The organism is Lysobacter sp. cf310 (assembly GCF_900114355.1).
In the GTDB taxonomy this organism is placed as follows: Bacteria; Pseudomonadota; Gammaproteobacteria; order Xanthomonadales; family Xanthomonadaceae; genus Lysobacter.
The window spans coordinates 290,737-311,486 of sequence record NZ_FOSS01000001.1 but is presented as its reverse complement, the minus strand read 5'-3'; the positions used below and the strand labels follow the sequence as shown (position 1 = coordinate 311,486).

At 67.0% G+C, this 20,750-nt stretch carries 22 protein-coding genes; 18 read left to right on the top strand and 4 right to left on the bottom strand.

The window, feature by feature from the left end:
* Nucleotides 1–25: 25 nt before the first annotated feature.
* The 5 genes from petA (at nucleotide 26) to BMZ45_RS01365 (ending at nucleotide 4,159) form a co-directional block, all read left to right on the top strand.
* Complete coding sequence (gene petA, locus BMZ45_RS01385; RefSeq protein WP_091631526.1) at nucleotides 26–637, top strand: ubiquinol-cytochrome c reductase iron-sulfur subunit; 612 nt, start codon at nucleotides 26–28, stop codon at nucleotides 635–637.
* A gap of 3 nt (nucleotides 638–640) precedes the next feature.
* Nucleotides 641–1,900, top strand: coding sequence for a cytochrome b (locus BMZ45_RS01380; RefSeq protein ID WP_091631524.1), 1,260 nt, complete (start codon nucleotides 641–643; stop codon nucleotides 1,898–1,900).
* Between the two features lie 16 nt (nucleotides 1,901–1,916).
* A complete protein-coding gene (locus BMZ45_RS01375) occupies nucleotides 1,917–2,738 on the top strand; it encodes a cytochrome c1 (RefSeq protein WP_091631522.1) in 822 nt (273 codons plus the stop codon).
* Between the two features lie 179 nt (nucleotides 2,739–2,917).
* Nucleotides 2,918–3,553 (top strand): glutathione S-transferase N-terminal domain-containing protein, encoded by a 636-nt coding sequence (locus BMZ45_RS01370; protein WP_056181943.1) that lies wholly within the window; start codon nucleotides 2,918–2,920, stop codon nucleotides 3,551–3,553.
* A gap of 102 nt (nucleotides 3,554–3,655) precedes the next feature.
* The gene (locus BMZ45_RS01365; protein WP_056181521.1) at nucleotides 3,656–4,159 is read left to right on the top strand and encodes a ClpXP protease specificity-enhancing factor; all 504 of its coding nucleotides are present in this window, start codon (nucleotides 3,656–3,658) and stop codon (nucleotides 4,157–4,159) included.
* 679 nt (nucleotides 4,160–4,838) lie between these two features.
* On the opposite strand, the gene BMZ45_RS01360 is transcribed toward BMZ45_RS01365, so the two are convergent.
* On the bottom strand, nucleotides 4,839–5,162 hold the full coding sequence (locus BMZ45_RS01360; protein ID WP_091631519.1) for a DUF3301 domain-containing protein: 324 nt from the start codon (nucleotides 5,160–5,162) through the stop codon (nucleotides 4,839–4,841).
* 81 nt (nucleotides 5,163–5,243) lie between these two features.
* Between BMZ45_RS01360 and BMZ45_RS01355 the strand changes: the two genes are divergently transcribed.
* Nucleotides 5,244–6,047, top strand: a complete 804-nt coding sequence (locus BMZ45_RS01355) for an FHA domain-containing protein (protein WP_091631517.1) — start codon at nucleotides 5,244–5,246, stop codon at nucleotides 6,045–6,047.
* 282 nt (nucleotides 6,048–6,329) lie between these two features.
* Here the strand turns inward: BMZ45_RS01355 and nadC are convergent, their stop codons facing one another.
* Nucleotides 6,330–7,205, bottom strand: a complete 876-nt coding sequence (nadC, locus tag BMZ45_RS01350) for a carboxylating nicotinate-nucleotide diphosphorylase (RefSeq protein ID WP_091631516.1) — start codon at nucleotides 7,203–7,205, stop codon at nucleotides 6,330–6,332.
* Complete coding sequence (locus tag BMZ45_RS01345) at nucleotides 7,202–7,471, bottom strand: Trm112 family protein (protein WP_091631514.1); 270 nt, start codon at nucleotides 7,469–7,471, stop codon at nucleotides 7,202–7,204. Before BMZ45_RS01345 ends, nadC begins: the two co-directional genes overlap by 4 nt.
* Nucleotides 7,472–7,535: 64 nt before the next feature.
* Here BMZ45_RS01345 and purE point away from each other — a divergent pair, with 64 nt between their 5' ends.
* The 3 genes from purE to BMZ45_RS01330 all read left to right on the top strand — a co-directional run bounded on the left by purE (nucleotide 7,536) and on the right by BMZ45_RS01330 (nucleotide 9,820).
* Nucleotides 7,536–8,054: a 5-(carboxyamino)imidazole ribonucleotide mutase gene (purE, locus tag BMZ45_RS01340; protein ID WP_056181535.1), complete on the top strand. Its 519-nt coding sequence runs from the start codon at nucleotides 7,536–7,538 to the stop codon at nucleotides 8,052–8,054.
* On the top strand, nucleotides 8,051–9,190 hold the full coding sequence (locus BMZ45_RS01335) for a 5-(carboxyamino)imidazole ribonucleotide synthase (protein ID WP_091631512.1): 1,140 nt from the start codon (nucleotides 8,051–8,053) through the stop codon (nucleotides 9,188–9,190). The genes purE and BMZ45_RS01335 overlap by 4 nt, the downstream gene beginning before the upstream one ends.
* Before the next feature lie 126 nt (nucleotides 9,191–9,316).
* Complete coding sequence (locus tag BMZ45_RS01330) at nucleotides 9,317–9,820, top strand: YegJ family protein (RefSeq protein WP_175488886.1); 504 nt, start codon at nucleotides 9,317–9,319, stop codon at nucleotides 9,818–9,820.
* A gap of 98 nt (nucleotides 9,821–9,918) precedes the next feature.
* Here BMZ45_RS01330 and sodB read toward each other — a convergent pair whose 3' ends face one another.
* Entirely contained in the window at nucleotides 9,919–10,497 is a 579-nt protein-coding gene (gene sodB, locus BMZ45_RS01325; protein ID WP_056181544.1) for a superoxide dismutase [Fe], read from the bottom strand.
* A 171-nt stretch (nucleotides 10,498–10,668) separates the two neighbouring features.
* On the opposite strand from sodB, the gene grxD reads away from it, so the two are divergent.
* The 9 genes from grxD (at nucleotide 10,669) to BMZ45_RS01280 (ending at nucleotide 20,748) form a co-directional block, all read left to right on the top strand.
* Nucleotides 10,669–10,989 carry a Grx4 family monothiol glutaredoxin gene (grxD, locus tag BMZ45_RS01320; RefSeq protein ID WP_056181547.1) on the top strand — a complete coding sequence of 107 codons (321 nt, stop codon included), beginning with the start codon at nucleotides 10,669–10,671 and terminating at the stop codon, nucleotides 10,987–10,989.
* Nucleotides 10,986–11,744, top strand: a complete 759-nt coding sequence (locus BMZ45_RS01315; protein WP_091631509.1) for an SDR family oxidoreductase — start codon at nucleotides 10,986–10,988, stop codon at nucleotides 11,742–11,744. The genes grxD and BMZ45_RS01315 overlap by 4 nt, the downstream gene beginning before the upstream one ends.
* Entirely contained in the window at nucleotides 11,741–12,337 is a 597-nt protein-coding gene (locus BMZ45_RS01310; protein WP_055902790.1) for a YhgN family NAAT transporter, read from the top strand. The genes BMZ45_RS01315 and BMZ45_RS01310 overlap by 4 nt, the downstream gene beginning before the upstream one ends.
* A 394-nt stretch (nucleotides 12,338–12,731) precedes the next feature.
* The gene (locus BMZ45_RS01305; RefSeq protein ID WP_091631507.1) at nucleotides 12,732–15,995 is read left to right on the top strand and encodes a TonB-dependent receptor; all 3,264 of its coding nucleotides are present in this window, start codon (nucleotides 12,732–12,734) and stop codon (nucleotides 15,993–15,995) included.
* Between the two features lie 99 nt (nucleotides 15,996–16,094).
* Complete coding sequence (gene ppnN / locus BMZ45_RS01300) at nucleotides 16,095–17,498, top strand: nucleotide 5'-monophosphate nucleosidase PpnN (RefSeq protein ID WP_175488885.1); 1,404 nt, start codon at nucleotides 16,095–16,097, stop codon at nucleotides 17,496–17,498.
* A 519-nt stretch (nucleotides 17,499–18,017) separates the two neighbouring features.
* Nucleotides 18,018–18,509, top strand: coding sequence for a GspH/FimT family pseudopilin (locus BMZ45_RS01295; RefSeq protein WP_175488884.1), 492 nt, complete (start codon nucleotides 18,018–18,020; stop codon nucleotides 18,507–18,509).
* Nucleotides 18,506–18,991, top strand: a complete 486-nt coding sequence (pilV, locus tag BMZ45_RS01290) for a type IV pilus modification protein PilV (RefSeq protein ID WP_091631503.1) — start codon at nucleotides 18,506–18,508, stop codon at nucleotides 18,989–18,991. The genes BMZ45_RS01295 and pilV overlap by 4 nt, the downstream gene beginning before the upstream one ends.
* 56 nt (nucleotides 18,992–19,047) lie before the next feature.
* The gene (locus BMZ45_RS01285; protein WP_175488883.1) at nucleotides 19,048–20,259 is read left to right on the top strand and encodes a PilW family protein; all 1,212 of its coding nucleotides are present in this window, start codon (nucleotides 19,048–19,050) and stop codon (nucleotides 20,257–20,259) included.
* Nucleotides 20,260–20,271: 12 nt separating this feature from the next.
* Nucleotides 20,272–20,748, top strand: coding sequence for a pilus assembly PilX family protein (locus BMZ45_RS01280; protein ID WP_056181569.1), 477 nt, complete (start codon nucleotides 20,272–20,274; stop codon nucleotides 20,746–20,748).
* Nucleotides 20,749–20,750: the final 2 nt, after the last annotated feature.

Below are 20,750 nucleotides of genomic sequence, written 5' to 3'. Positions count from 1 at the left end.
GAATTGCAGCTTTGCGGAGTGCCGGATGGCCAACCAAGGGGTCAACGATCCTATCAATACGGGCCGCCGTCGGTTCCTGACGGCGACCACGGCAGTGGTCGGCGCAGTCGGGGCCGGTTTTGCGGCGGTGCCCTTCATCAAGTCCTGGAACCCCAGCGCGCGCGCCAAGCTCGCCGGTGCGCCGGTGACGGCCGATATCAGCGCCCTGGAGGAAGGCCAGCGCCTGGTCTTCGAATGGCGCGGTCAGCCGATCTGGATCGTCAAGCGCTCCAAGGCCATCCTGGACGCGCTGCCGACCCTGGACAGCCACCTGCGCGATCCGCTGTCGACCAACCTCGATCAGCAGCCTAGCTACATCAAGGGCGAGTTCCGCTCGATCAAGAAGGACATCTCGGTCCTGGTCGGCCTGTGCACCCACCTGGGTTGCTCGCCGGAAATGAAGGCCGAGATTCGTCCCGAGCCGTTCGATCCGGAGTGGAAGGGCGGTTACTTCTGCCCCTGCCACAAGTCGCGCTTCGACATGTCCGGCCGCGTGTTCCAGGGCGTTCCGGCGCCGATCAATCTGCTGGTGCCGCCGCACCACTACGAGAACGACACCACGATCATCATCGGCGTGGATCCGAAGGGAGCGGCGTAAGTCATGTCCAACATCATTACCCGCACCGCCAACGGCGTCTGGGATTGGGTCAACGCACGCGCGCCCGGCATGATGCCGGTCTATCGCAAGCACATGACCGAGTACTACGCGCCGAAGAATTTCAACGTCTGGTACTACTTCGGTTCGCTGGCGCTGCTGGTGCTGGTCAACCAGATCCTGACCGGCATCTTCCTGACGATGCACTTCAAGCCGTCCGCGGCCGAAGCGTTCTCGTCGGTCGAATACATCATGCGCGACGTGGAGTGGGGCTGGCTGATCCGCTACATGCACAGCACCGGCGCCTCGCTGTTCTTCATCGTCGTTTACCTGCACATGTTCCGCGGCCTGCTGTACGGCTCGTACCAGAAGCCGCGCGAGCTGGTGTGGATCCTGGGCATGCTGATCTACCTGGTGCTGATGGCCGAAGCCTTCATGGGCTACGTGCTGCCGTGGGGCCAGATGTCGTTCTGGGGCGCCAAGGTGATCATCTCGCTGTTCGGCGCGATCCCGGTGATCGGCAACGGCCTGACCGAGTGGATCATGGGCGACTACCTGCCCGGCGACGCCACCCTTAACCGCTTCTTCGCCCTGCACGTGATCGCGCTGCCGCTGGTGCTGCTGCTGCTGGTCGTGCTGCACCTGGGTGCGCTGCACGAGGTCGGTTCCAACAACCCCGACGGCGTCGACATCAAGAAGGGTCCGAAGGGCAACCGTTGGGATGCGAACAAGCCCAAGGACGGCATCCCGTTCCACCCGTACTACACGGTCAAGGACCTGGTGGGCGTCGGCTTCTTCCTGATCCTGGCGGCCTTCATCATCTTCTTCGCGCCGGCGTTCGGCGGGTGGTTCCTGGAGCACGACAACTTCACCGAGGCCAACCGCCTGGTGACGCCGGAGCACATCAAGCCGGTGTGGTACTACACGCCTTACTACGCGATGCTGCGCGTGATCCCGCATAAGCTGTCGGGCGTGCTGGTGATGTTCGGCGCGATCGCGATCCTGTTCCTGGTGCCGTGGCTGGACCGCGCCAAGGTCAAGTCCTACCGCTACCGCGGCCTGCTGTCCAAGGTCCTGCTGGGCGTGTTCGCGCTGAGCTTCGTGTGGCTGGGCAAGATCGGCGCCGGTCCGGGTACCGACCCGGTCGAGACCATCGTCGGTCGCGTGCTGACCTTCCTGTACTTCGCTTTCTTCATCACCATGCCGCTGTGGACCAAGCTCGACAAGACCAAGCCGGTTCCGGAACGGGTGACGATGCATGATTAAGACAAGCCAGCCTCTGATGAAGAACCGCATCGTGAAGAAGCTCGCCACCTTCGCCGCCGGCATGCTCGTGTCGGTCACCGCCTTCGCTTCCGGCGGCGGCAACCTGATGCAGGCCGGTACCGACCTGGGCGACCGCGCGTCGCTGCAGCGCGGTGCCCAGCTGTACATGAACTACTGCTCGGGCTGCCATTCGCTCAAGTACCTGCGTTACTCGCGCATCGCCGAGGACCTGGGCCTGACCGAAGACGAGGTGATGACCAACCTCAACTTCACCGGCGCCAAGTTCGGCGAGCAGATCCAGGTCAGCCTGACTCCGGAACACGCAAACCAGTGGTTCGGCAAGATGCCGCCGGACCTGAGCGTGATCGCGCGCGTGCGCGGCAGCGATTGGATCTACACCTACCTCAAGTCCTTCTACCTGGACGAGGCGCGTCCGCTGGGCTGGAACAACGCCCTGTTCCCGAACGCCTCGATGCCCAACCCGCTGTGGCAGATGCAGGGCACCCAGACCCCGAAGTTCACCGACAAGGAGCCGGCGCACGGCCTGTTCGGCGAAAAGAAGGACGAGAAGGGCAAGCCGATCATGGAGTGCCCGCACGGCACCAGCGAAATCGACGGCAAGTGCTTCACCAAGTTCGAGGCCGGCAATCCCGGCACGCTCGAGCCGGAGCAGTTCAACCAGTCGGTGCGCGATATCACCGCATTCCTCGAGTACGCCGGCGAACCGGCCGCCCTCAAGCGCGAAAGTCTCGGCGTTTGGGTGATCCTGTTCCTGGCGGTGTTCACCTTCCTCGCCTACCTGCTCAAGAGCGAGTACTGGCGAGACGTCGAGCACTAAGCGATTTCCCCGAACGGCCCGCGCAGCAATGCGCGGGCCTTCTTCGTAAGGCCGGCCGGGATGCCCAAGCCTTTCGCTGAAGGGGGGAAACCGCATACGCTCGGGGACCGTGACGACCGCCCACACGGGGTGGGGGGCGTCTTGCGACCGGCGGATTCCGGTTGCTGGAGAGGTCGATGATGGCGGCGAGTCCACGTATGCGTAATGCCCTGACCCTGTTTTCCTCCACCGACTGCGTGCTGTGTCATCGCGTGCGGCTGGTGTTGGCCGCCAAGGGCGTCACCTACGATCTGATACCGGTGGACCCGCAGAACCCGCCCGAAGATCTGGTCGATCTCAATCCCTACCACTCGGTGCCGACCTTGGTCGAGCGCGACCTGGTGCTGTACGCGGCCAGCGTGGTCAGCGAATACCTGGACGAGCGTTATCCGCATCCGCCGCTGATGCCGGTCGATCCGCTGTCGCGCGCGCGCCTGCGCCTGGCGACGCTGCGTCTGGAGCACGACTGGGTGCCGCAGGTGCAGGCGATCCAGCTGGGCAACAAGGCCCAGGCCGAAGCCGCGCGCAAGCGTCTGAAGGAGCTGCTGACCGCCTCGGTGCCGCTGTTCAAGGCCAGCAAGTTCTTCCTGAATCCGGAAATGAGCCTGGCCGACTGCGCCATGGCGCCGATCATCTGGCGCCTGGATTCGCTGGGCGTGCCGCTGCCCAAGGACGGCAAGGCGATCGAGGACTACGGCAACCGGATCTTCCGCAATCCGGGCTTCACCCGCAGCCTGACCGATCAGGAACGCAAGCTGCGCGACATGCCCGCCTAAACGCGGTGCGGCGGCCCTGCGTCGCCTTGCGCGATCCGGCAGTCGCCGGATCGCGGACGGCAGGCACGTCGGGACCGCCGGCCAGGCGCTAAACTGGCGGGCATGAGTGATGAGAACGCCCCCAGCATGACCAGCCACCGCCCGTACCTGCTGCGGGCGCTATACGAGTGGATCGCCGACAACGGCATGACCCCGCACCTGCTGGTCGACGCCACCCGTCCCATGGTCCAGGTCCCGACCCACGCGGTGAAGGACGGCAAGATCGTGCTCAACGTGGCCGAGCGCGCGGTCTCGCGCCTGGAAATGGGCAACGACACCATCCGCTTCAGCGCCCGCTTCGGCGGCGTCAGCCACCCGGTCTCGGTGCCGGTGGGCGCGGTGCTGGCGATCTACGCGCGCGAAACCGGGCAGGGCATGGCCCTGCCGGACGAGGCCACCACCAACGAAGGCGGCCACGACGACCCGGCCGAGGATTTCGACGAGCCGATGTCGCCGACCCACGCGCCGTTGGCGGCCGTACCCAGCGAGCCCCTGCCCGACGGCGACGACGACGGCCCGCACACCCCCACGCCGCGCCGCGGCGGGCATCTGCGAGTGGTCAAGTAAGCCCCAGCCATGCCCGCCGCCCCCTGTAGGAGCGGCGCAAGCCGCGACCGCGGGATTGAGTAGACGGCGCCAGCCCAGCCCCGCGCCGCCCCTGCCTACTGTGGGAGCGGCGTAAGCCGCGATCGCGCCCCCGGATCGGCGTCGTCGCCGAGCTCTTCGTCTGCTCCCACCGCCCCTGTAGGCGCGGCGCAAGCCGCGGCCGCGGGATTGAGTAGACGGCGCCAGCTCAGCCCCGCGCCGCCCCTGCCTACTGTGGGAGCGGCGTAAGCCGCGATCGCGCCCCCGGATCGGCGTCGTCGCCGAGCTCTTCGTCTGCTCCCACCGCCCCTGTAGGAGCGGCGCAAGCCGCGACCGCGGGATTGAGTAGACGGCGCCAGCTCAGCCCCTCGCCGCCCCTGCCTACTGTGGGGACGGCGTAAGCCGCGATCGCGCCCCCGGATCGGCGTCGTCGCCGAGCTCTTCGTCTGCTCCCACCGCCCCTGTAGGAGCGGTGCAAGCCGCGACCGCGGGATCGGATCGACATCGGCGATCCGGTTCCCCGTGCCGCAGGAGTTCCTTCGGTGGTGAGCGGCAACCGCGTCATCGGGTGCGGCGTCACCACTGAGGTTTCGTGGTCGCGGCTCGCGCCGCTCCTGCAGGACGTCTCCGGCTTGCCCGGGCTAACGGCAGCCGCGCGCCCTCAATGCAACTGCGTAGGCGCCCGCGACACCGGCCCGCTGAACGCGATCAGGCGTTCGCCGCGCAGCACCATGCGGCCGATATGGCGGTCCTCGCCGTCCAGCGAGTAGTCGAAGCGGAAGGTCCGCTCCAGGCCCAGCCAGCCATTGTCGTGCCGACACAGGCGCATCCCGGTCGCATGCACGCTCTGGTCCAGCCATTGCACGCCGGCGGCCTTGCAGGCGTCGCGGCCCAGGGCCTCGGCGCGCTCGGCGGCGGCACGCCCGGCGCTCCAGAACGAGAAGGCGGCGGCACCCAGGATCATTAACAGAATCAAAGTAGGCATGCTTTTTATGTGGCCTCGATATGCGCAACTCACAAGGGTTATGCCCTACGCTGTCGCGCATCAGGGGGAAACGCAAATTCTATGAAACTGGTCTTTCCGGACGGCGAGCATCCGCAGGTACTGCTGGGCCACGGCGTCAACCGGGTCGGCTCCGACCCCGAATCCACCATCGTGCTCGACCGCCCCGGGGTCATGCCCCAGCACTGCCAGCTGCACGTGAGCGCGCAGGGCGTGATGCTGGACGTGCCGCCCGGCGCGCAGGTGCGCGTCAACGGCCGCCAGGTCGCGGCCGGCCTGATCGCGCTGCGGCCCGGCGATGATGTCAGCTTCGACGAGGTGCGTGCGCGCCTGGCCGCGATCGGGCCCTCGGCCGTGCGCCACCAGGGCGGTGTGGCCGGCGTGTTGCCGCCGTCGGCCAACGACGACCCCGGCGTGACCGCGGTGCGGCCGGTGCTGCCGCGCTACGTGCTGCGCGGGGTCTCGGGCGACCTGTTCGGGCGCAGCTTTCCCTTACTGGCCGCGACCGTGGTCGGGCGTTCTTCCGACTGCGGCCTGCAACTGGATCAGCCCGGCCTGTCGCGCCAGCACGCGCGCCTGATCCCGACCCACGACGGCCTGCAGATCGAGGACCTGGGCTCGACCAACGGCACCACCGTCAACGGCCGCCGCGTGCTGCGCGCGATCGCCCAGGCCGGCGACGAGATCGGTTTCGATCAGCTGCGCTTCCGTCTGACCGGTTCGCTGCAGGAAGCCCCCGCGGCCGAGGGCGCCGCCGAGTCCGCGCCGACCACCGCGCCGGTGAAGCTGGGCCGGCCGACCTGGCACTGGGCCGCGCTCGCGGGCGCGGTGTTGTTGGGCTTGGTGGGGTTCGTGCTGCTGCGTTGAGCGCGGGCGGTTCGCGACGATGCGGTTCGCTGCGCTCACCGCATCCTACGTGGGCTGCGTCATTGCGATGGCCGTAGGGTGCAGTGACAACCGCACCGCGGGGTTCGCAGAGATGCGTGGGCGATGCGGTTCGCTGCACTGCGCTCACCGCATCTACGAGCTGCTTCGTGTAGGAGCGGCGCGAGCCGCGACCGCGTCGCCGCGGCGGCTGCGATGACGCGGTGTGCGATGCAAGGCGGTCGCGGCTTAGGCCGCTACTGCCCCAGCGCGCTTTCGTAGCGTTCAGGCCTCGCCGGGCGGCGGGCCCAATTTCAGCGACAGATCGATCGCGCGCACGTGCTTGGTAAGCCCGCCGATCGAGATGCAGTCCACGCCGTCCTCGGCGATCGCGCGCAGGCCGGCCAGGTCGACGCCGCCGGATACTTCCAGCGGGATCTTGCCCAGGTAGGGCGCGCCCGCCGCGATCCGCACCGCCTCGCGGCGGGTGGCGGCGTCGAAATCGTCGATCAGGATGCGGTCGCAGCCTTGCGCCAGCGCCTCGTGCAACTGCGCGATCGACTCGACCTCGACGATCAGCGGCAGAGCCGGATGCATCGCCCGCGCGGCCTGGATCGCCGCGGTCAGCGAGCCCGCCGCACGCACGTGGTTTTCCTTCAGCATCACCGTGTCGTACAGGCCGATGCGGTGATTCACGCCGCCGCCCACGCGCACCGCGTACTTCTGCGCCAGGCGCAGGCCGGGCAGGGTCTTGCGGGTATCGAGGATCTTGGCGCGGGTGCCGCGCACGGCCTCGACATAAGCCGCGGTGACCGTGGCCGTGCCCGACAGGGTCTGCATGAAATTCAGCGAGGCGCGCTCGGCGCTGACCAGCGCGCGCGCGCGGCCCTGCAGAGTGGCCAGCACGGTGCCGGCGGCGACGTGGTCGCCCTCGGCCACGCGCCAGTCGATGCGCACGTCCGGGTCCAGCGCCCGATGACAGGCGTCGAACCAGGGCCGGCCGCAGACCACCGCCGCTTCCTTGCACAGCAGATAGGCGCTGTCGGCCACGTCGGGCAGCAGGGCGGCGGTGACGTCGCCGCTGCCGAGGTCCTCGGCCAGGGCCTGGGCGACGTCGGACTCGACCTGCTCGGCCGGCGGCGGCGCGTAGGGCGCGCTCATGCCGAGGGGAAGCCGTCGAGCTGGGCCGTGGCGATGGCTTCCTCGGTCAGCAGCACCGGGATGCCGTCGTCGATGCGGTAGACGGTCTTGCGGTCGCGCGTGATCAGGCCCTCGCGCAGCGCGTGGGTTTGCGCGCTGCCGTCGCCGCGGACCACGCCGCCGGCCGCGATCGCGGCGTTCAGCGCCTGCAGGCCGCGGTTGTCCAGGGGCAGCAGGGGCTGGCGGGTGAGGGGGCAGACGAGCAGGTCCAACAGTTTGCGATCCATACGGTGCGGTGCCGATACGACGGGACAGGGCGTTAGAATACGTCTTTGCGCCAAGGCCCGACCAATGTCCGCACCCGATTCGTCCGCTTCCGCAGCGCCGCCGCTGGTCGGCATCGTCATGGGCTCGCGCTCAGACTGGGAGACCATGCAGCACGCCGCCGCCAAGCTGGAGGCCCTGGGCGTGCCGCATGAAGTGCGCGTGGTCTCGGCCCATCGCACCCCGGACGTGCTGTTCGAATACGCCGACACCGCGGCCGCGCGCGGCCTGCGCGCGATCATCGCCGGCGCCGGCGGCGCCGCCCACCTGCCGGGCATGCTGGCGTCCAAGACCGCGGTGCCGGTGCTGGGCGTGCCGGTGCAGTCCAAGGCGCTCAACGGCATGGATTCGCTGTTGTCCATCGTGCAGATGCCGGCCGGCATTCCGGTGGCGACGTTCGCGATCGGCAACGCCGGCGCCGCCAACGCGGCCCTGTTCGCGGCCGCGCTGCTGGCGCCGGAACACGCCGCGATCGGTCAGGCGCTGAATGCGTTCCGCGCCAAGCAGACCGACGACGTCCTCGCCAACGACGATCCGCGTAAATGACGACGGTCGGCATCCTCGGTGGCGGGCAGCTCGCCCGCATGCTCGCATTGTCCGGTGCGCCACTGGGCCTGCGCTTCCTGGTCATGGACGCGGCCAGCGACGCCTGCGCCAGCCAGTTCGCGCCGATGGTGGTGGGCGACTACACCGATCAGGCCGCGCTGGCCGAGTTCGCGTCCAAGATCGACGTGGCCACCTTCGATTTCGAGAACGTGCCGGCCGAGTCGGGGCAGTGGCTGGCCGAGCGCGTGCCGGTGTTCCCGAGCCCGCGCGCGCTGGCCGTGGCCCAGGACCGCCTGGCCGAGAAGACCCTGTTCCGCGAGCTCGGCATTCCGGTGCCCGAGTTCGCCGACGTCGCCACGCGCGCGGGACTGGACGCGGCGATCGCCGCGATCGGCACGCCCTGCATCCTCAAGACCCGCCGCCTGGGCTACGACGGCAAGGGCCAGTTCCGCATCAAGACGCCGGCCGACGCCGACGCGGCCTGGGCCGCGCTGGGCGCGCAGGCGGCCACGGTCGGGCTGATCCTGGAAGGCTTCGTGCGCTTCGAGCGCGAGCTGTCGGTGGTCGCCGTACGCGGCCGCGACGGCGAATTCCGCGCCTGGCCGCTCACCGAGAACTGGCACGTCGACGGCGTGCTCTCGGCCAGCCTCGCGCCCGCGCAGGCCGATGAGGCGCTCGCGGCCACCGCGCACGGCTATGCGCGCAAACTCGCCGAGGCCCTGGACTATGTCGGCGTGTTCGCGCTGGAATTGTTCTGCCGCGACGGCCAGCTGCTGGCCAACGAACTCGCGCCGCGCGTGCACAACTCCGGCCACTGGACCATCGAAGGCAGCGAGACCTCGCAGTTCCAGAATCACTTGCGCGCCGTGCTCGGCCTGCCGCTGGGCGATACGCGCATGCTCGGCCAGGCCTGCATGCTCAACTGGATCGGCGAGATGCCCGATGCGACCGCGGTGCTCAACGAAGCCGGCGGGCATTGGCACGATTACGGCAAGTCGCCGCGCGACGGGCGCAAGGTCGGACACGCCACGCTGCGCGCCGACGATCCGCGCGAGCTGGCCGCGGCGTTGGAACGCGTCGGCCGTGCCTTGGGGCGCGACGAGCAGGTCGCGCCGGTAATCGCGCGGTTGGGCTGATCGTTGTCGTAGGTGCCGCGCCGCCGCACCGTTTGCGATTGCGCGACGATGCGGTTCGCCTTCGGCTCACCGCATCCTACGAAGTGCGCTGATGTATGCGGGCGCTCACTCACTGGAGAGGCATGGATGCGCAGAGTTTTGTTGATCGTCGTGCTGTTGGCCGGTTGCGCCGAGGCGACCGGTGCGAAGACCGTGCTGGAACGCGCGAAGGACGACAACGTCACCGAGGTGGCGACCGGCGATCCGGCCATGGAGGCCGCATTCGCCAAGGCCCGCGCCTCGCTGGACGGCTTCCTGAAACTCGAAAAGGACCCGCCGCCGCAACTGTCGGCGTTCTCGGTCAAGGTCGGCATCGAGCAGGACGGCTACACCGAATTTTTCTGGCTGTCCGATCTGGAAGAGACCGCCAGCGGTTACTCCGCGATCATCGACAACCAGCCCGAGCGCGTGGATAGGGTGCGCATGGGGCAGCGTTACGCGTTCGCACGCGACGAGATCGTCGACTGGACCTATCGCGACGACCAACGCCAGGCCTCGCTGGGCAACTTCACCGGCTGCGCCTTGCTCAGTCACGAACCGCCGGAACAGGCCGAGGCGTTCAAGCGCGAGTTCGGCCTCAGCTGCGACTGAGCGAACCGGCGCCGCCGCCGCCGATGCGGCTGCCGCCGGCGCGCAACGAAAACGGCCGGGTTTCCCCGGCCGTTTCGCTTACCGCATGAGTCCGTCGCTTACTTCAGGTTCGAAGCCACGAAGTCCCAGTTGACCAGGTTCCAGAACGACTCGACGTACTTCGGGCGAGCGTTGCGGTAGTCGATGTAGTAGGCGTGCTCCCACACGTCGCAGGTCAGCAGCGGGGTGTCCTCGCCGGTCAGCGGGGTGGCGGCGTTGGAGGTGCTGACCAGGGCCAGCGAACCGTCCGGACGCTGCACCAGCCAGCCCCAGCCCGAACCGAAGGTGCCGACGGTGACCTTGGTGAACTCGTCCTTGAACTTGGCGAAGTCGCCGAAGGACTTGGCGATCAGCTCGGCCAGCTTGCCGGTCGGCTCGCCGCCGCCCTTGGGCGACAGGCAGTTCCAGTAGAAGGTGTGGTTCCAGATCTGCGCCGCGTTGTTGAACACGCCGCCCTGCGACTTGCGGATGATGTCCTCGAGCGACATGTCGGCGAACTCGGTGCCGGGGATCATGTTGTTGAGGTTGGTCACGTAGGCCTGGTGGTGCTTGCCGTAGTGGAAGTCGATGGTCTCGCCGGAGATATGCGGCTCGAGCGCGGTGCGGTCGTAGGGCAGGGCGGGCAGTTCGATGGCCATTGGCGGGCTCCTTGCTGGATTCTGGGGGCTGGCTAGGGGGGGGGCGACGGGCCGCTTACCGCTGCCGGGTCGCGTGTCCGCTGCCGTGAAGGCTTACAATTGCTCATTCTATCCCCACGCCCCGTTGCCTGAACGTATACGGCGCAACAGAGCATTGCAGGAGTTGTCCACATGTCAGTTATGGAGCGGATCCAGGCCGAAGTCGAAGGCCATCCGATCGTTCTTTTCATGAAGGGAACCGCGCAGTTTCCGATGTGCGGCTTTTCCAGCCGCGCGGTGCAGGCCCTCAAGGCCGCCGGCGCGACCGTGCTGCACACGGTCAACGTGCTGGAGGATCCGGAGATCCGCGCCAACCTGCCGCGTTACTCGAACTGGCCGACCTTCCCGCAGTTGTTCATCCACGGCGAGTTGATCGGCGGCTGCGACATCACCCTGGAGCTGTTCGAGTCCGGCGAGCTGGCGCGGATGATCAGCGAGACCCAGCGCCAGTGAGCGCAGTCGCAGCACCCGTCGCCGACCGGGCCCTGGCCGATCGCGTCGTGCTGGTCAGCGGCGCGCAGGGCGGCCTCGGCGCGGCCGCGGCCCAGGCCTGCGCGCGCGCCGGCGCCACCGTGGTCCTGCTGGGCCGCAAGCCGGCCAAGTTGAACCGGGTCTACGACGCGGCCGCCAAGCTGGGGCCGGAGCCAGTGCTGTACCCGCTGGACCTGGAAGGCGCCGCGCCCGACGACTACGCCGAACTGGCGCAGCGCATCGGCGACGAGTTCGGCCGTCTGGACGGCGTGCTGCATTGCGCGGCCGATTTCCCCGGCCTGACCCCGTTGCTGCAGACCGATCCGGCCGCGTTCGCGCGCGCCATCCACGTCAACCTCACCGCGCGCTGGTGGCTGTCGCAGGCCTGCCTGCCGCTGCTGGCGCAGGCGCCGGACTCGGCCCTGGTGTTCGCCCTGGACGATCCGGCCCGCGTCGGCCGCGCCTACTGGGGCGGCTATGGCCTGGCCCAGCATTCGCTGACGGCACTGATCGGCATGCTCCACGCCGAGCTCGGCAATTCGCCGGTGCGCGTGGCCGGCCTGCAGCCGGGACCGATGCGCACTGCGCTGCGCGGCAAGGCCTATGTCGAGGAGAACGACCGCGAGGCGCGCGATCCCGGCGACTACGCGGCCGCCTGCGTGACCCTGCTGTCGCCCGCCGGCGCGGTCCATCGCGGTCAGGTCTGGCATCCGTTGCCGGAGCGCGCAACGCCGTGACCATCGCCTCGGCCGCGCTGCTGCTGTTCCTGATCCTGGACCCGCTGGGCAACATCCCGGTGTTCCTGAGTCTGCTGCGCGGCCTGCCGCCCAAGCGCCAGCGCATCGTGCTGGCGCGCGAGCTGTTGATCGCCCTGGGCGTGCTGATGCTGTTCCTGTGGGGCGGCAAGTACGCTCTGGAACTGATGCACCTGCGCCAGGAATCGGTCTCGATCGCCGGCGGCATCGTGCTGTTCCTGATCGGCATCCGCATGATCTTCCCGCCGCCGGAAGGGCTGATGGGCGAGCTGCCCGAGGGTGAGCCCTTCATCGTGCCGATGGCGATCCCGCTGGTGGCCGGCCCCTCGGGCATGGCCGCGGTGATGCTGATGGGCAGCAACGAGCCCACCCGCCTGGGCGACTGGAGCCTGGCCCTGATGATCGCCTGGGGCGCCACCGCGGCGATCCTGTTCTCGGCGACCCTGCTGTACAAGCTGCTGGGCCGGCGCGCCCTGATCGCGATCGAGCGCCTGATGGGCATGCTGCTGGTGGCGATCTCGGTGCAGATGTTCCTGGACGGCCTGGGCACCTACCTGCAGATCTCGCCGCCCTGAGAGGGCGGGGCCGGTGTCCACAGTTTCCGTGCTTCAAGTGCCAAGCTAAGGGTGGCAATCCTGTGCCGCGCTCGCGTTACCTGACCCTTATGTTGTGACTTCTAAGTGCCGTAACGGCAGACGCGATGTGCCCGGTAGTCCGATCCCCCGGCCCCGAACTTTGCCCGATTGGCCCATTCAGCTTGGACCGCCGTCACCGTGTGACAAGCCTTGACGCCGGTCACGTCTCTGTCACACAGCGCCCTTAGCCTGTTAAACTGCTGTTAACCCGGCGGGGCTGCACGCGCTGCACCCGGGTAGGGGCGGAACACCACCAGTCTTCGGCGTATGGCGCATAGCGCCCGCCGACTCACGCCACGAATTCCACGTTTCCCAAGCTACCGAGGCCATCGTAATGACCCATCCGAATAGCGTCCGGTTGTCCAAGCTCACGCTTGGTCTGCTCGCCGTTCTCGCCACAGCGCCCGTATTCGCGCAGAGCACGTCCGCCGGCGTCGCCGGTCGCGTGGTCGGCGCAGATGGTCAACCCGTCGTAGGCGCCGAAGTCACGATCACCCACACCGAGTCGGGCACCGTCAGCCGTGCCGTGACCGATGCCGACGGCCGCTACAACGCGCGCGGTCTGCGCGTCGGCGGTCCGTACGTGATCACCACCACCAAGGAAGGCGCCGGTACGGGCTCGCAGGACGGCGTGTTCCTGAACCTCGACAAGGTCAACAACGTCGACGTGTCCTTGAACAACTCGGTCACCACGCTGGAATCGGTGCAGGCCGTGTCCTACGGCGGCTCGGAAGTGTTCAGCGCCACCAAGATGGGTGCCGGCTCCAACGTGACCCGCCAGCAGCTGGAATCGTTCCCGTCGATCAACCGCAACCTGCAGGACTACGTCCGCCTCGACCCGCGCGTTACCCAGACCGACAAGTCGCGTAACGAAATCTCGGTCGGCGGCCAGAACCCGCGCTACAACGTGGTCCGCGTCGACGGCATCAGCACCGCCGACTCCTTCGGTCTGGAATCCAACAGCCTGCCGACCCCGCGCCAGCCGTTCTCGATGGACACCATCGACGAAGTGGCGGTCGACGTCGCCAACTACGACGTCACCATCTCCGGCGGCACCGGCGGCGTGATCAACGCCGTGACCAAGTCGGGCACCAACGAGTTCCACGGCTCGCTGTACGGCATCTACCGTGACGGCGACTGGTCGGGCAAGAACCGCAACAACGTGCGTCCGAAGCTGTTCGACAACGAGACCACCTACGGCGCCACCTTCGGCGGCCCGCTGGTCAAGGACAAGCTGTTCTTCTTCGCCAACTACGAGAACTACAAGGGCAAGGGCCTGTTCACCGGCAACTCCGGTTTCGGTCCGATCGGTTCGGGCGAAAGCAACATCGTCAACATCACCCAGGCGCAGATCGACGAAGTCATCCGTCTGGCCGGTCTCAAGGGCTTCAACCCGGGCACGCTGGCCAAGCCGGCGCTGAACTCGGAAGCCGAAGAGTACGGCATCAAGATCGACTGGAACATCACCGACAACCACCGCGCCAGCTTCCGCTACAGCAAGTCCGAGCAGAACACCGCCAACCTGCAGGGCTTCGGCAACACCACGCTGGCGCTGAACACCTATCACTACGTGCGCGACTTCGAGCTCGAGTCGTACACCGCGCAGCTGTTCAGCGACTGGACCGACAACTTCTCCACCGAAGCCAAGGTCTCGTACCGCGACTACTCGGCCGTGCGCAACCCGCTCGCCGACCTGCCGGCGATCGCAATCCGCATCGGTTCGGCCACGCTGAACCTGGGTACGGAAGAGAACACCCACGCCAACGTGCTGGAAACCACCACGAAGAACGCGTTCTTCGCCGGTAACCTGTTCCTCGGCGACCACACCGTGAAGTTCGGCGTGGACTACGAAGAGAACGAGATCTACAACCTCTTCGGCCGTCGCGTGAACGGCGTCTACACCTTCGACTGCATCAACACGGCGACCAACCCGACCACGGGTGCGGGCTGCGCCAAGTCGTTCGAAAGCGGCATCTCCAGCCGCTATCAGCTGTTCTATCCGCGCGGCGGCGACCTCAATAACATGGCCGCCGAGTTCAAGATGAAGAACCTCGGCCTGTTCGTGCAGGACAGCTGGGCGGTCAACAACAACCTGACCCTGACCTTCGGCCTGCGTTACGATGAGCCGATGGTCGATCAGAAGCCGACCTACAACGCTACGGCGTCCAATCTGTTCGGCTACCGCAACGACAACACCATTGACGGCAACGGCTTGCTCTCGCCGCGCTTTGGCTTCAACTACACCTTCGACAGCGAGCGTCCGACTCAGCTGCGCGGCGGTATCGGCCTGTTCCAGGGTTCGGCCGCGACCGTGTGGCTGGCCAACCCGTACGCCAACAACGGCGTGTCGTACACCGACTACTTCTTCTCGACCGGTATCACCCGCTTCGATCCGGATCCGGCCGATCAGCTGGGCCAGTTCACCCCGGGCACGGGTGGTACGCAGTCGGTGGACTTCATCGATCCCGATCTGGGTCAGCCGTCGGTTTGGAAGGCCAACCTGGCGTTCGATACCGAGCTGCCGTGGTGGGGCGTCGTCGGCGCGGCTGAGCTCGTCCTGACCTCGGTCAAGGAAGGCATCTACTACCAGCAGTTGAATCTGGGCAACACCAGCGCGGTGGGTCAGGACGGTCGTTTGATCTACTGGAACCCGGCTGGCCTGCGTCCGGGTAACTGGACCCAACTGGGCGTCTCCAGTGGCGGCGCCAGCGCACGCGGCAATCGCACTACCGCCCAGAACGGCTTCAACGACGCGATCATCGCCCGTTCGACCAGCAAGGGCGAAAGCCAGCAGCTGACCCTGTCCTTGAACAAGCCGTTCAACGACAGCGACTGGTCGTGGTTGCTCGCCTACACCTACACCAACGCCAACGAAGTCAGCCCGCTGACCAGCTCGACCTCGGGCTCGCAGCTGGGCAACGTGGCGGTGTTCCAGTCCAACGAGGAAGTCTCGGCCACCTCCAGCTACGAGATCAAGAACCGCTTCACCGCGGCGATCAGCTGGAAACACGCCTTCTTCGGCGACTACAACACCAGCGTGTCGATGTTCTACGAAGGCCGTTCGGGTCGTCCGTACAGCTACACCTTCGACAACGACGCCAACGGCGACGGCCGCGCCAACGACCTGCTGTACATCCCGAAGAACATCACCGACGTGGTGTTCGGCAGCGCGGCCGAAGCCGCCGGCTTCTGGGCCTTCGTGAACTCGAACGACTACCTCAAGCAGCACCTGGGCGAAGTCGCCGAGCGCAACGCCGCCCACGGTCGCTGGGTGAACCAGTTCGACATGCGCATCTCGCAGGAGATCCCGGGCTTCATGGAAGGCCACAAGGCCGAAATCGCCCTGGACATCCTCAACGTCGGCAACCTGCTGAACAAGAAGTGGGGCAGCGTCGAAGAAATGGGCTTCCCGGGCTACCGCGGCATCGTCGAGTACGGCGGCATTTGCGGCGCCGGTGGCGCTCCGCTGACCGGTACCTGCGTCGGCAACGCCGGCAAGTACGTGTACCGCTACAACGGTCCGGACGCCCTGAACATCTACGACGACAAGGGCATCTCGCGCTGGGCCGCTCAGGTCAGCTTCCGCTACAAGTTCTGATCGGAAGTCAGCCTTGCGACACCAGAAAACGGCCGGGGAAACCCGGCCGTTTTCTTTTATGGGGACCCCTGCGCTAGAGTCGCTGTCCAACTATCGACGATGAACACCCAAGAGAAGGCAAGCATGACCGCAACCATCACCACCGCCCTGCCGACGGTGAACGCACGTATCTACCCCAAGGGCGGGCTGGACGTCCTGTCCCGCGACGAGGTCGCGCGCCTGCGCGACGCTTCCACGGGCATGCACGATCTGCTGCGCCGCTGCGCCCTGGCCGTGCTGACCAGCGGCTCGGCGTCCGACGATCCGCGCGCGGCGCGCGAGCTGTACCCGGATTTCGATATTCAGGTCCACCAGCAGGACCGTGGCGTGCGCATCGACCTGGCCCACGCGCCGGCCATGGCCTTCGTGGACGGCGAGATCATCCGCGGCGTGGCCGAGCTGCTGTTCGCGGTGGTCCGCGATCTGGCCTACACGGCGATCGAGTTGGCGGCCGACGGCGGCCGCGACCTCAAGAGCAGCGACGGCATCACCGACGCGGTGTTCGGCCTGCTGCGCAACGCGCGCATCCTGCACCCGGCGGACCCGAACCTGGTGGTCTGCTGGGGCGGCCATTCGATCTCGCGCGACGAGTACATCTACACCAAGCAGGTCGGCTACGAGCTGGGCCTGCGCGGCCTGGACATCTGCACGGGCTGCGGCCCGGGCGCGATGAAGGGGCCGATGAAGGGCGCGACCATCGCCCACGCCAAGCAGCGCAAGCGCCGCATGCGCTACATCGGCATCACCGAGCCGGGCATCATCGCGGCCGAGTCGCCGAACCCGATCGTGAATCACCTGGTGATCATGCCGGACATCGAGAAGCGCCTCGAAGCTTTCGTGCGCCTCGGCCACGGCATCATTGTGTTCCCGGGCGGCGTGGGCACCGCCGAAGAGATCCTGTACCTGCTCGGCATCCTGTTGCGCGAGGAAAACGCGCACCTGCCGTTCCCGCTGATCCTGACCGGCCCGGTGGCCTCGGCGCCGTACTTCGAGCAGATCGACCGCTTCCTGCGCCTGACCCTGGGCGAGGCGGCGACCTCGCGCTACGAAATCATCGTCGGCGATCCGGAGGCGGTGGCCAAGCGCATGTCCGTGGGCATCCGCAAGGTGCGCGAGCACCGCATCGCCCAGAAGGATTCGTTCTACTTCAACTGGTCGATCGACATCCCGGTCGAGTTCCAGCAGCCGTTCGTGCCCACCCACGAGGCGATGGCGAGCCTGGACCTGCACCACGGCCGCAAGCCGCACGAGCTGGCGGCGGATCTGCGCCGCGCCTTCTCCGGCATCGTCGCCGGCAATGTGAAGGAAGACGGCATGCGCCGGATCGAGGAGTTCGGTCCGTTCGAGATCCACGGCGATGCCGACATGATGCAATCGCTGGACGCGTTGCTGCGCGCCTTCGTCGAGCAGCGCCGCATGAAGATCGCGGGCGAGTACCGGCCCTGCTATCGGGTCGTGACCTGATAGGGCCAAGGCCCGGCGGATTCGCGCCGGGCCCGACGCGGCCGGGATCGATCGACCCCGGCCTGGCATAGCTGGAAGAGCAGGGTAGGCGGCTGCGATCGGACGCGTTGCGCCGGTCGCCCGCTGGGCGCCGCTCATCCGCGCGACGCTCGCGGAGTTGGCCATCCAGTTAAGATTTCGCTCGTTCGGCACTCGATCCGTGTCGATGCGATGCATCGCGCATCCCGTCTACGCGGCGTCGGAATGCTTGAATGGTGACGACGCCTCGTCGCACCGGACCAACGGTCGCGAATCGCGCATTTCGGGCATCGTGCACCGACGCATCGGATTCAGGTCGCACTCGTGCGGCGTCTTCTGTCACAAATTGACGCCATTTGGCACGCCTATCCACACCGCTGGACCGCCTGTCCGGTCAAGACTTGCTACTTAACAACACTCCTTTAGCATCGTTTTCGTGAATGCTGGGGAGAGAGCATGTCCAGAATGAGTGCCAATCAGGGCTTTACCCTGATGGAGTTGATGATCGCGATCGCCATCCTGGGCGTGCTGCTGGCCTTGGGCTGGCCGTCGTTCACCGATGCCCTGAGCAACAACCGCCTGGCCGCGGCGTCCAATTCCATGATCGCCGGTGTGAATCTGGCCCGCAGCGAGGCGATGCGCAGCAATCGTGCCGGGGGTGTCTGCCCCAGCGCCGACGGCGCCACCTGCGGCAACGACTGGAGCGCCGGCTGGCTGGTCTGGAACGACGCCAACACGGACGGCGCCAAGGGGGCCGACGAGCCGGCGATCCGCTACTTCCAGGGCAACGCGGCACAGGTGGCCCTGGCTTCGGCCGGTGCCGCAGTGCCGAACATCGTGTTCGACCGTCGCGGCCGTATGAGCGCGCCAGCCGCCAATGCGGTGTTTAACGCGCATGTCGTCGACTGCACGGCCGGTGCCATCAATAAGCAACGTCGCCTGACCGTGAGCCGCGCCGGTCAGGTGCGTATCCAGAAGGAAAGCTGCTCATGAGCCGGGTTACTTCGCGCGTCCAGGCGCCGTCGAGGCGTGCCGTGGGCGGCTTCTCGCTGATCGAAGTGCTGATCGCGCTGCTGGTTCTGGCTTTCGGCCTGCTCGGTCTGGCCTTCCTGCAGACCCTCAACATCCGTTACACCCAGAGCGCGAACCACCGTACTACCGCGGTGAACCTGTCGCATCAGGTCATCGACATGATGCGCACCAATCGCGTGGTGTCGCGCCAGTACACGGCGCTGACCTTCAACAGCTTCCCGGCCGCACCCGCGGTCGGCGGTTGTGGCCGCGGCGCGGCGATCGACTTCAACGCCAACATGAACGTGTGGCGCTGCGAAGTCAGTTCCAGCCTGCCGGGCGGGCAAGGCCAGGTGGTGTTCAACGGCGACGTCGTGACCGTGACCCTGCGCTGGGCCGACGACCTCAATCAGGCCGCCCTGGGACAGGCCCAATCGACCTACGTGGTGACCACACGGCTATGACTCGTCATTCGCATATTCCTTACCGCTCCCAGCAGGGTCTGTCGCTGGTCGAGCTGATGGTCGCGCTGGCGATCGGCATGGTGCTGATGCTGGGCCTGGTGCAGGTGATGTCGGCCTCGCGCTCGGCCTACCGTCTGGCCGAAGGCATCGGTCGCGCGCAGGAGAACGCGCGCTTCGCGATGGACTCGCTGGAGCGCGACCTGCGCATGGCTGGGCACCTGGGCTGCATCAACGACACCGCGCTACTGCAGGCGGCGGTACCGGCCGAGGAGGGCTTGAACCTGCTGTTCCTCAACCAGGTCGACCGCGTCGCCAACAATTTCGCCAGCGCGCCCTATCTGCTGCGTTTCGACGTCGGCATGCAAGGCTTCGAGGCGGTCAATACTTCGCCGGGCGATACCATCAATGTCGCCAGCGGCACGCCGGTTCTGGGCAACGTAAATCAATGGAATCCGGCCCTGCCGGCGGACATCGGCGCATTGCAGCCGGTGGCGGGCAGCGACATCCTGGTCTTGCGGTACTTCTGGCCGATCGGCACGGGCATGACCAGTTTCGTCGGCGGCGATCCGACCAGCACCATTACCCCGGAAACGACCGATGTCACCACTGGCGGATCGGGCTTGTTCGGTATTGGCGACTGCAAGCGTGCCAGCGTTTTCGCTGGTGGCGTGAACGCGGGCACCGGTGCGATCACCGTTTCTTCGGCGGGCGATCCGCTGAATCTTTCCAATTTCATGGGCGATCGCGACTTCTACGACGCGGCCAAGGCGACGCTGTACCGGGCCGAGGTGGTGGTGTACTTCGTCGGCATCGGCGCGGGTACCGGCGGTACCGGCACGACGGGGCCGTCGCTGTACCGGGCACGCTTCGTGCGCAACGCCGCCGGCGGACTCGATGCGGTCGGGCCGGATCGGCGTGAAGAGTTGGTCGAGGGCGTGGAATCGCTGCAGCTGCTGTACGGTCAGGACCGTGTTGTAGCCGCCGATGCGCCGCCGAGCGGCTATATCACCACCAGTTGGACCGCTAACCAGGTAGGCGGGGGCGTCACCAATCCGACAGGTAACAACGCCAGTCTCTGGCGTCGCATCGGTTCGGTTCAGGTCGGGCTGGTGATGCGCAGTTCCGAAGGCGCGGTGTCCGAGCAGATGGATCCGGCCGTGCAGCGTATGTCGGTGCTGGGCACCTTGGTGACCCCGCAGAACGACGGCTTCTACCGCTCCGTCTATGAAACCACCGTTGCCCAGCGCAACCGCCTGTTCGAGAACTGAGGAGACAGGCCCATGAGTCGTTCCGGATTCAACGGTCCGCGCAAGCAACAAGGTGCCGCGCTCTACGTGGCGCTGATCTTCCTGATCATCCTGGCGTTGCTCGGCATCACGGGCATGCAGGTGGCGACAATGCAGGAGCGCATGTCGGCCAACTACCTGGCCACCAACGTGGCCTTCCAGCGCGCCGAAGACTTGGCGCGTCAGGCCGAGACGCTGGTCGGCGCTTCGACCCGCCTGGAGGAGCGCTGCGGCGGATTCGACCCGGCGGCGTTCGGTACCGCAGCGTCGATCGCGCCGGCCGGTACTCCTGAACCGCCCGCGCGCGTGCGCAACATCGACCAATGCATCGGCGGGGGACAGCTGAACATCGGCGAGATTCCGGCCAGCGAGAAGGTGTTCGTGCGCTATCGCATCACCGCTTACCGCGCCGACCGCGCCGCAGAACCGTCGTCCGACGCTGTCGTCGACACCATTTTCATCGGCCGTTGAGG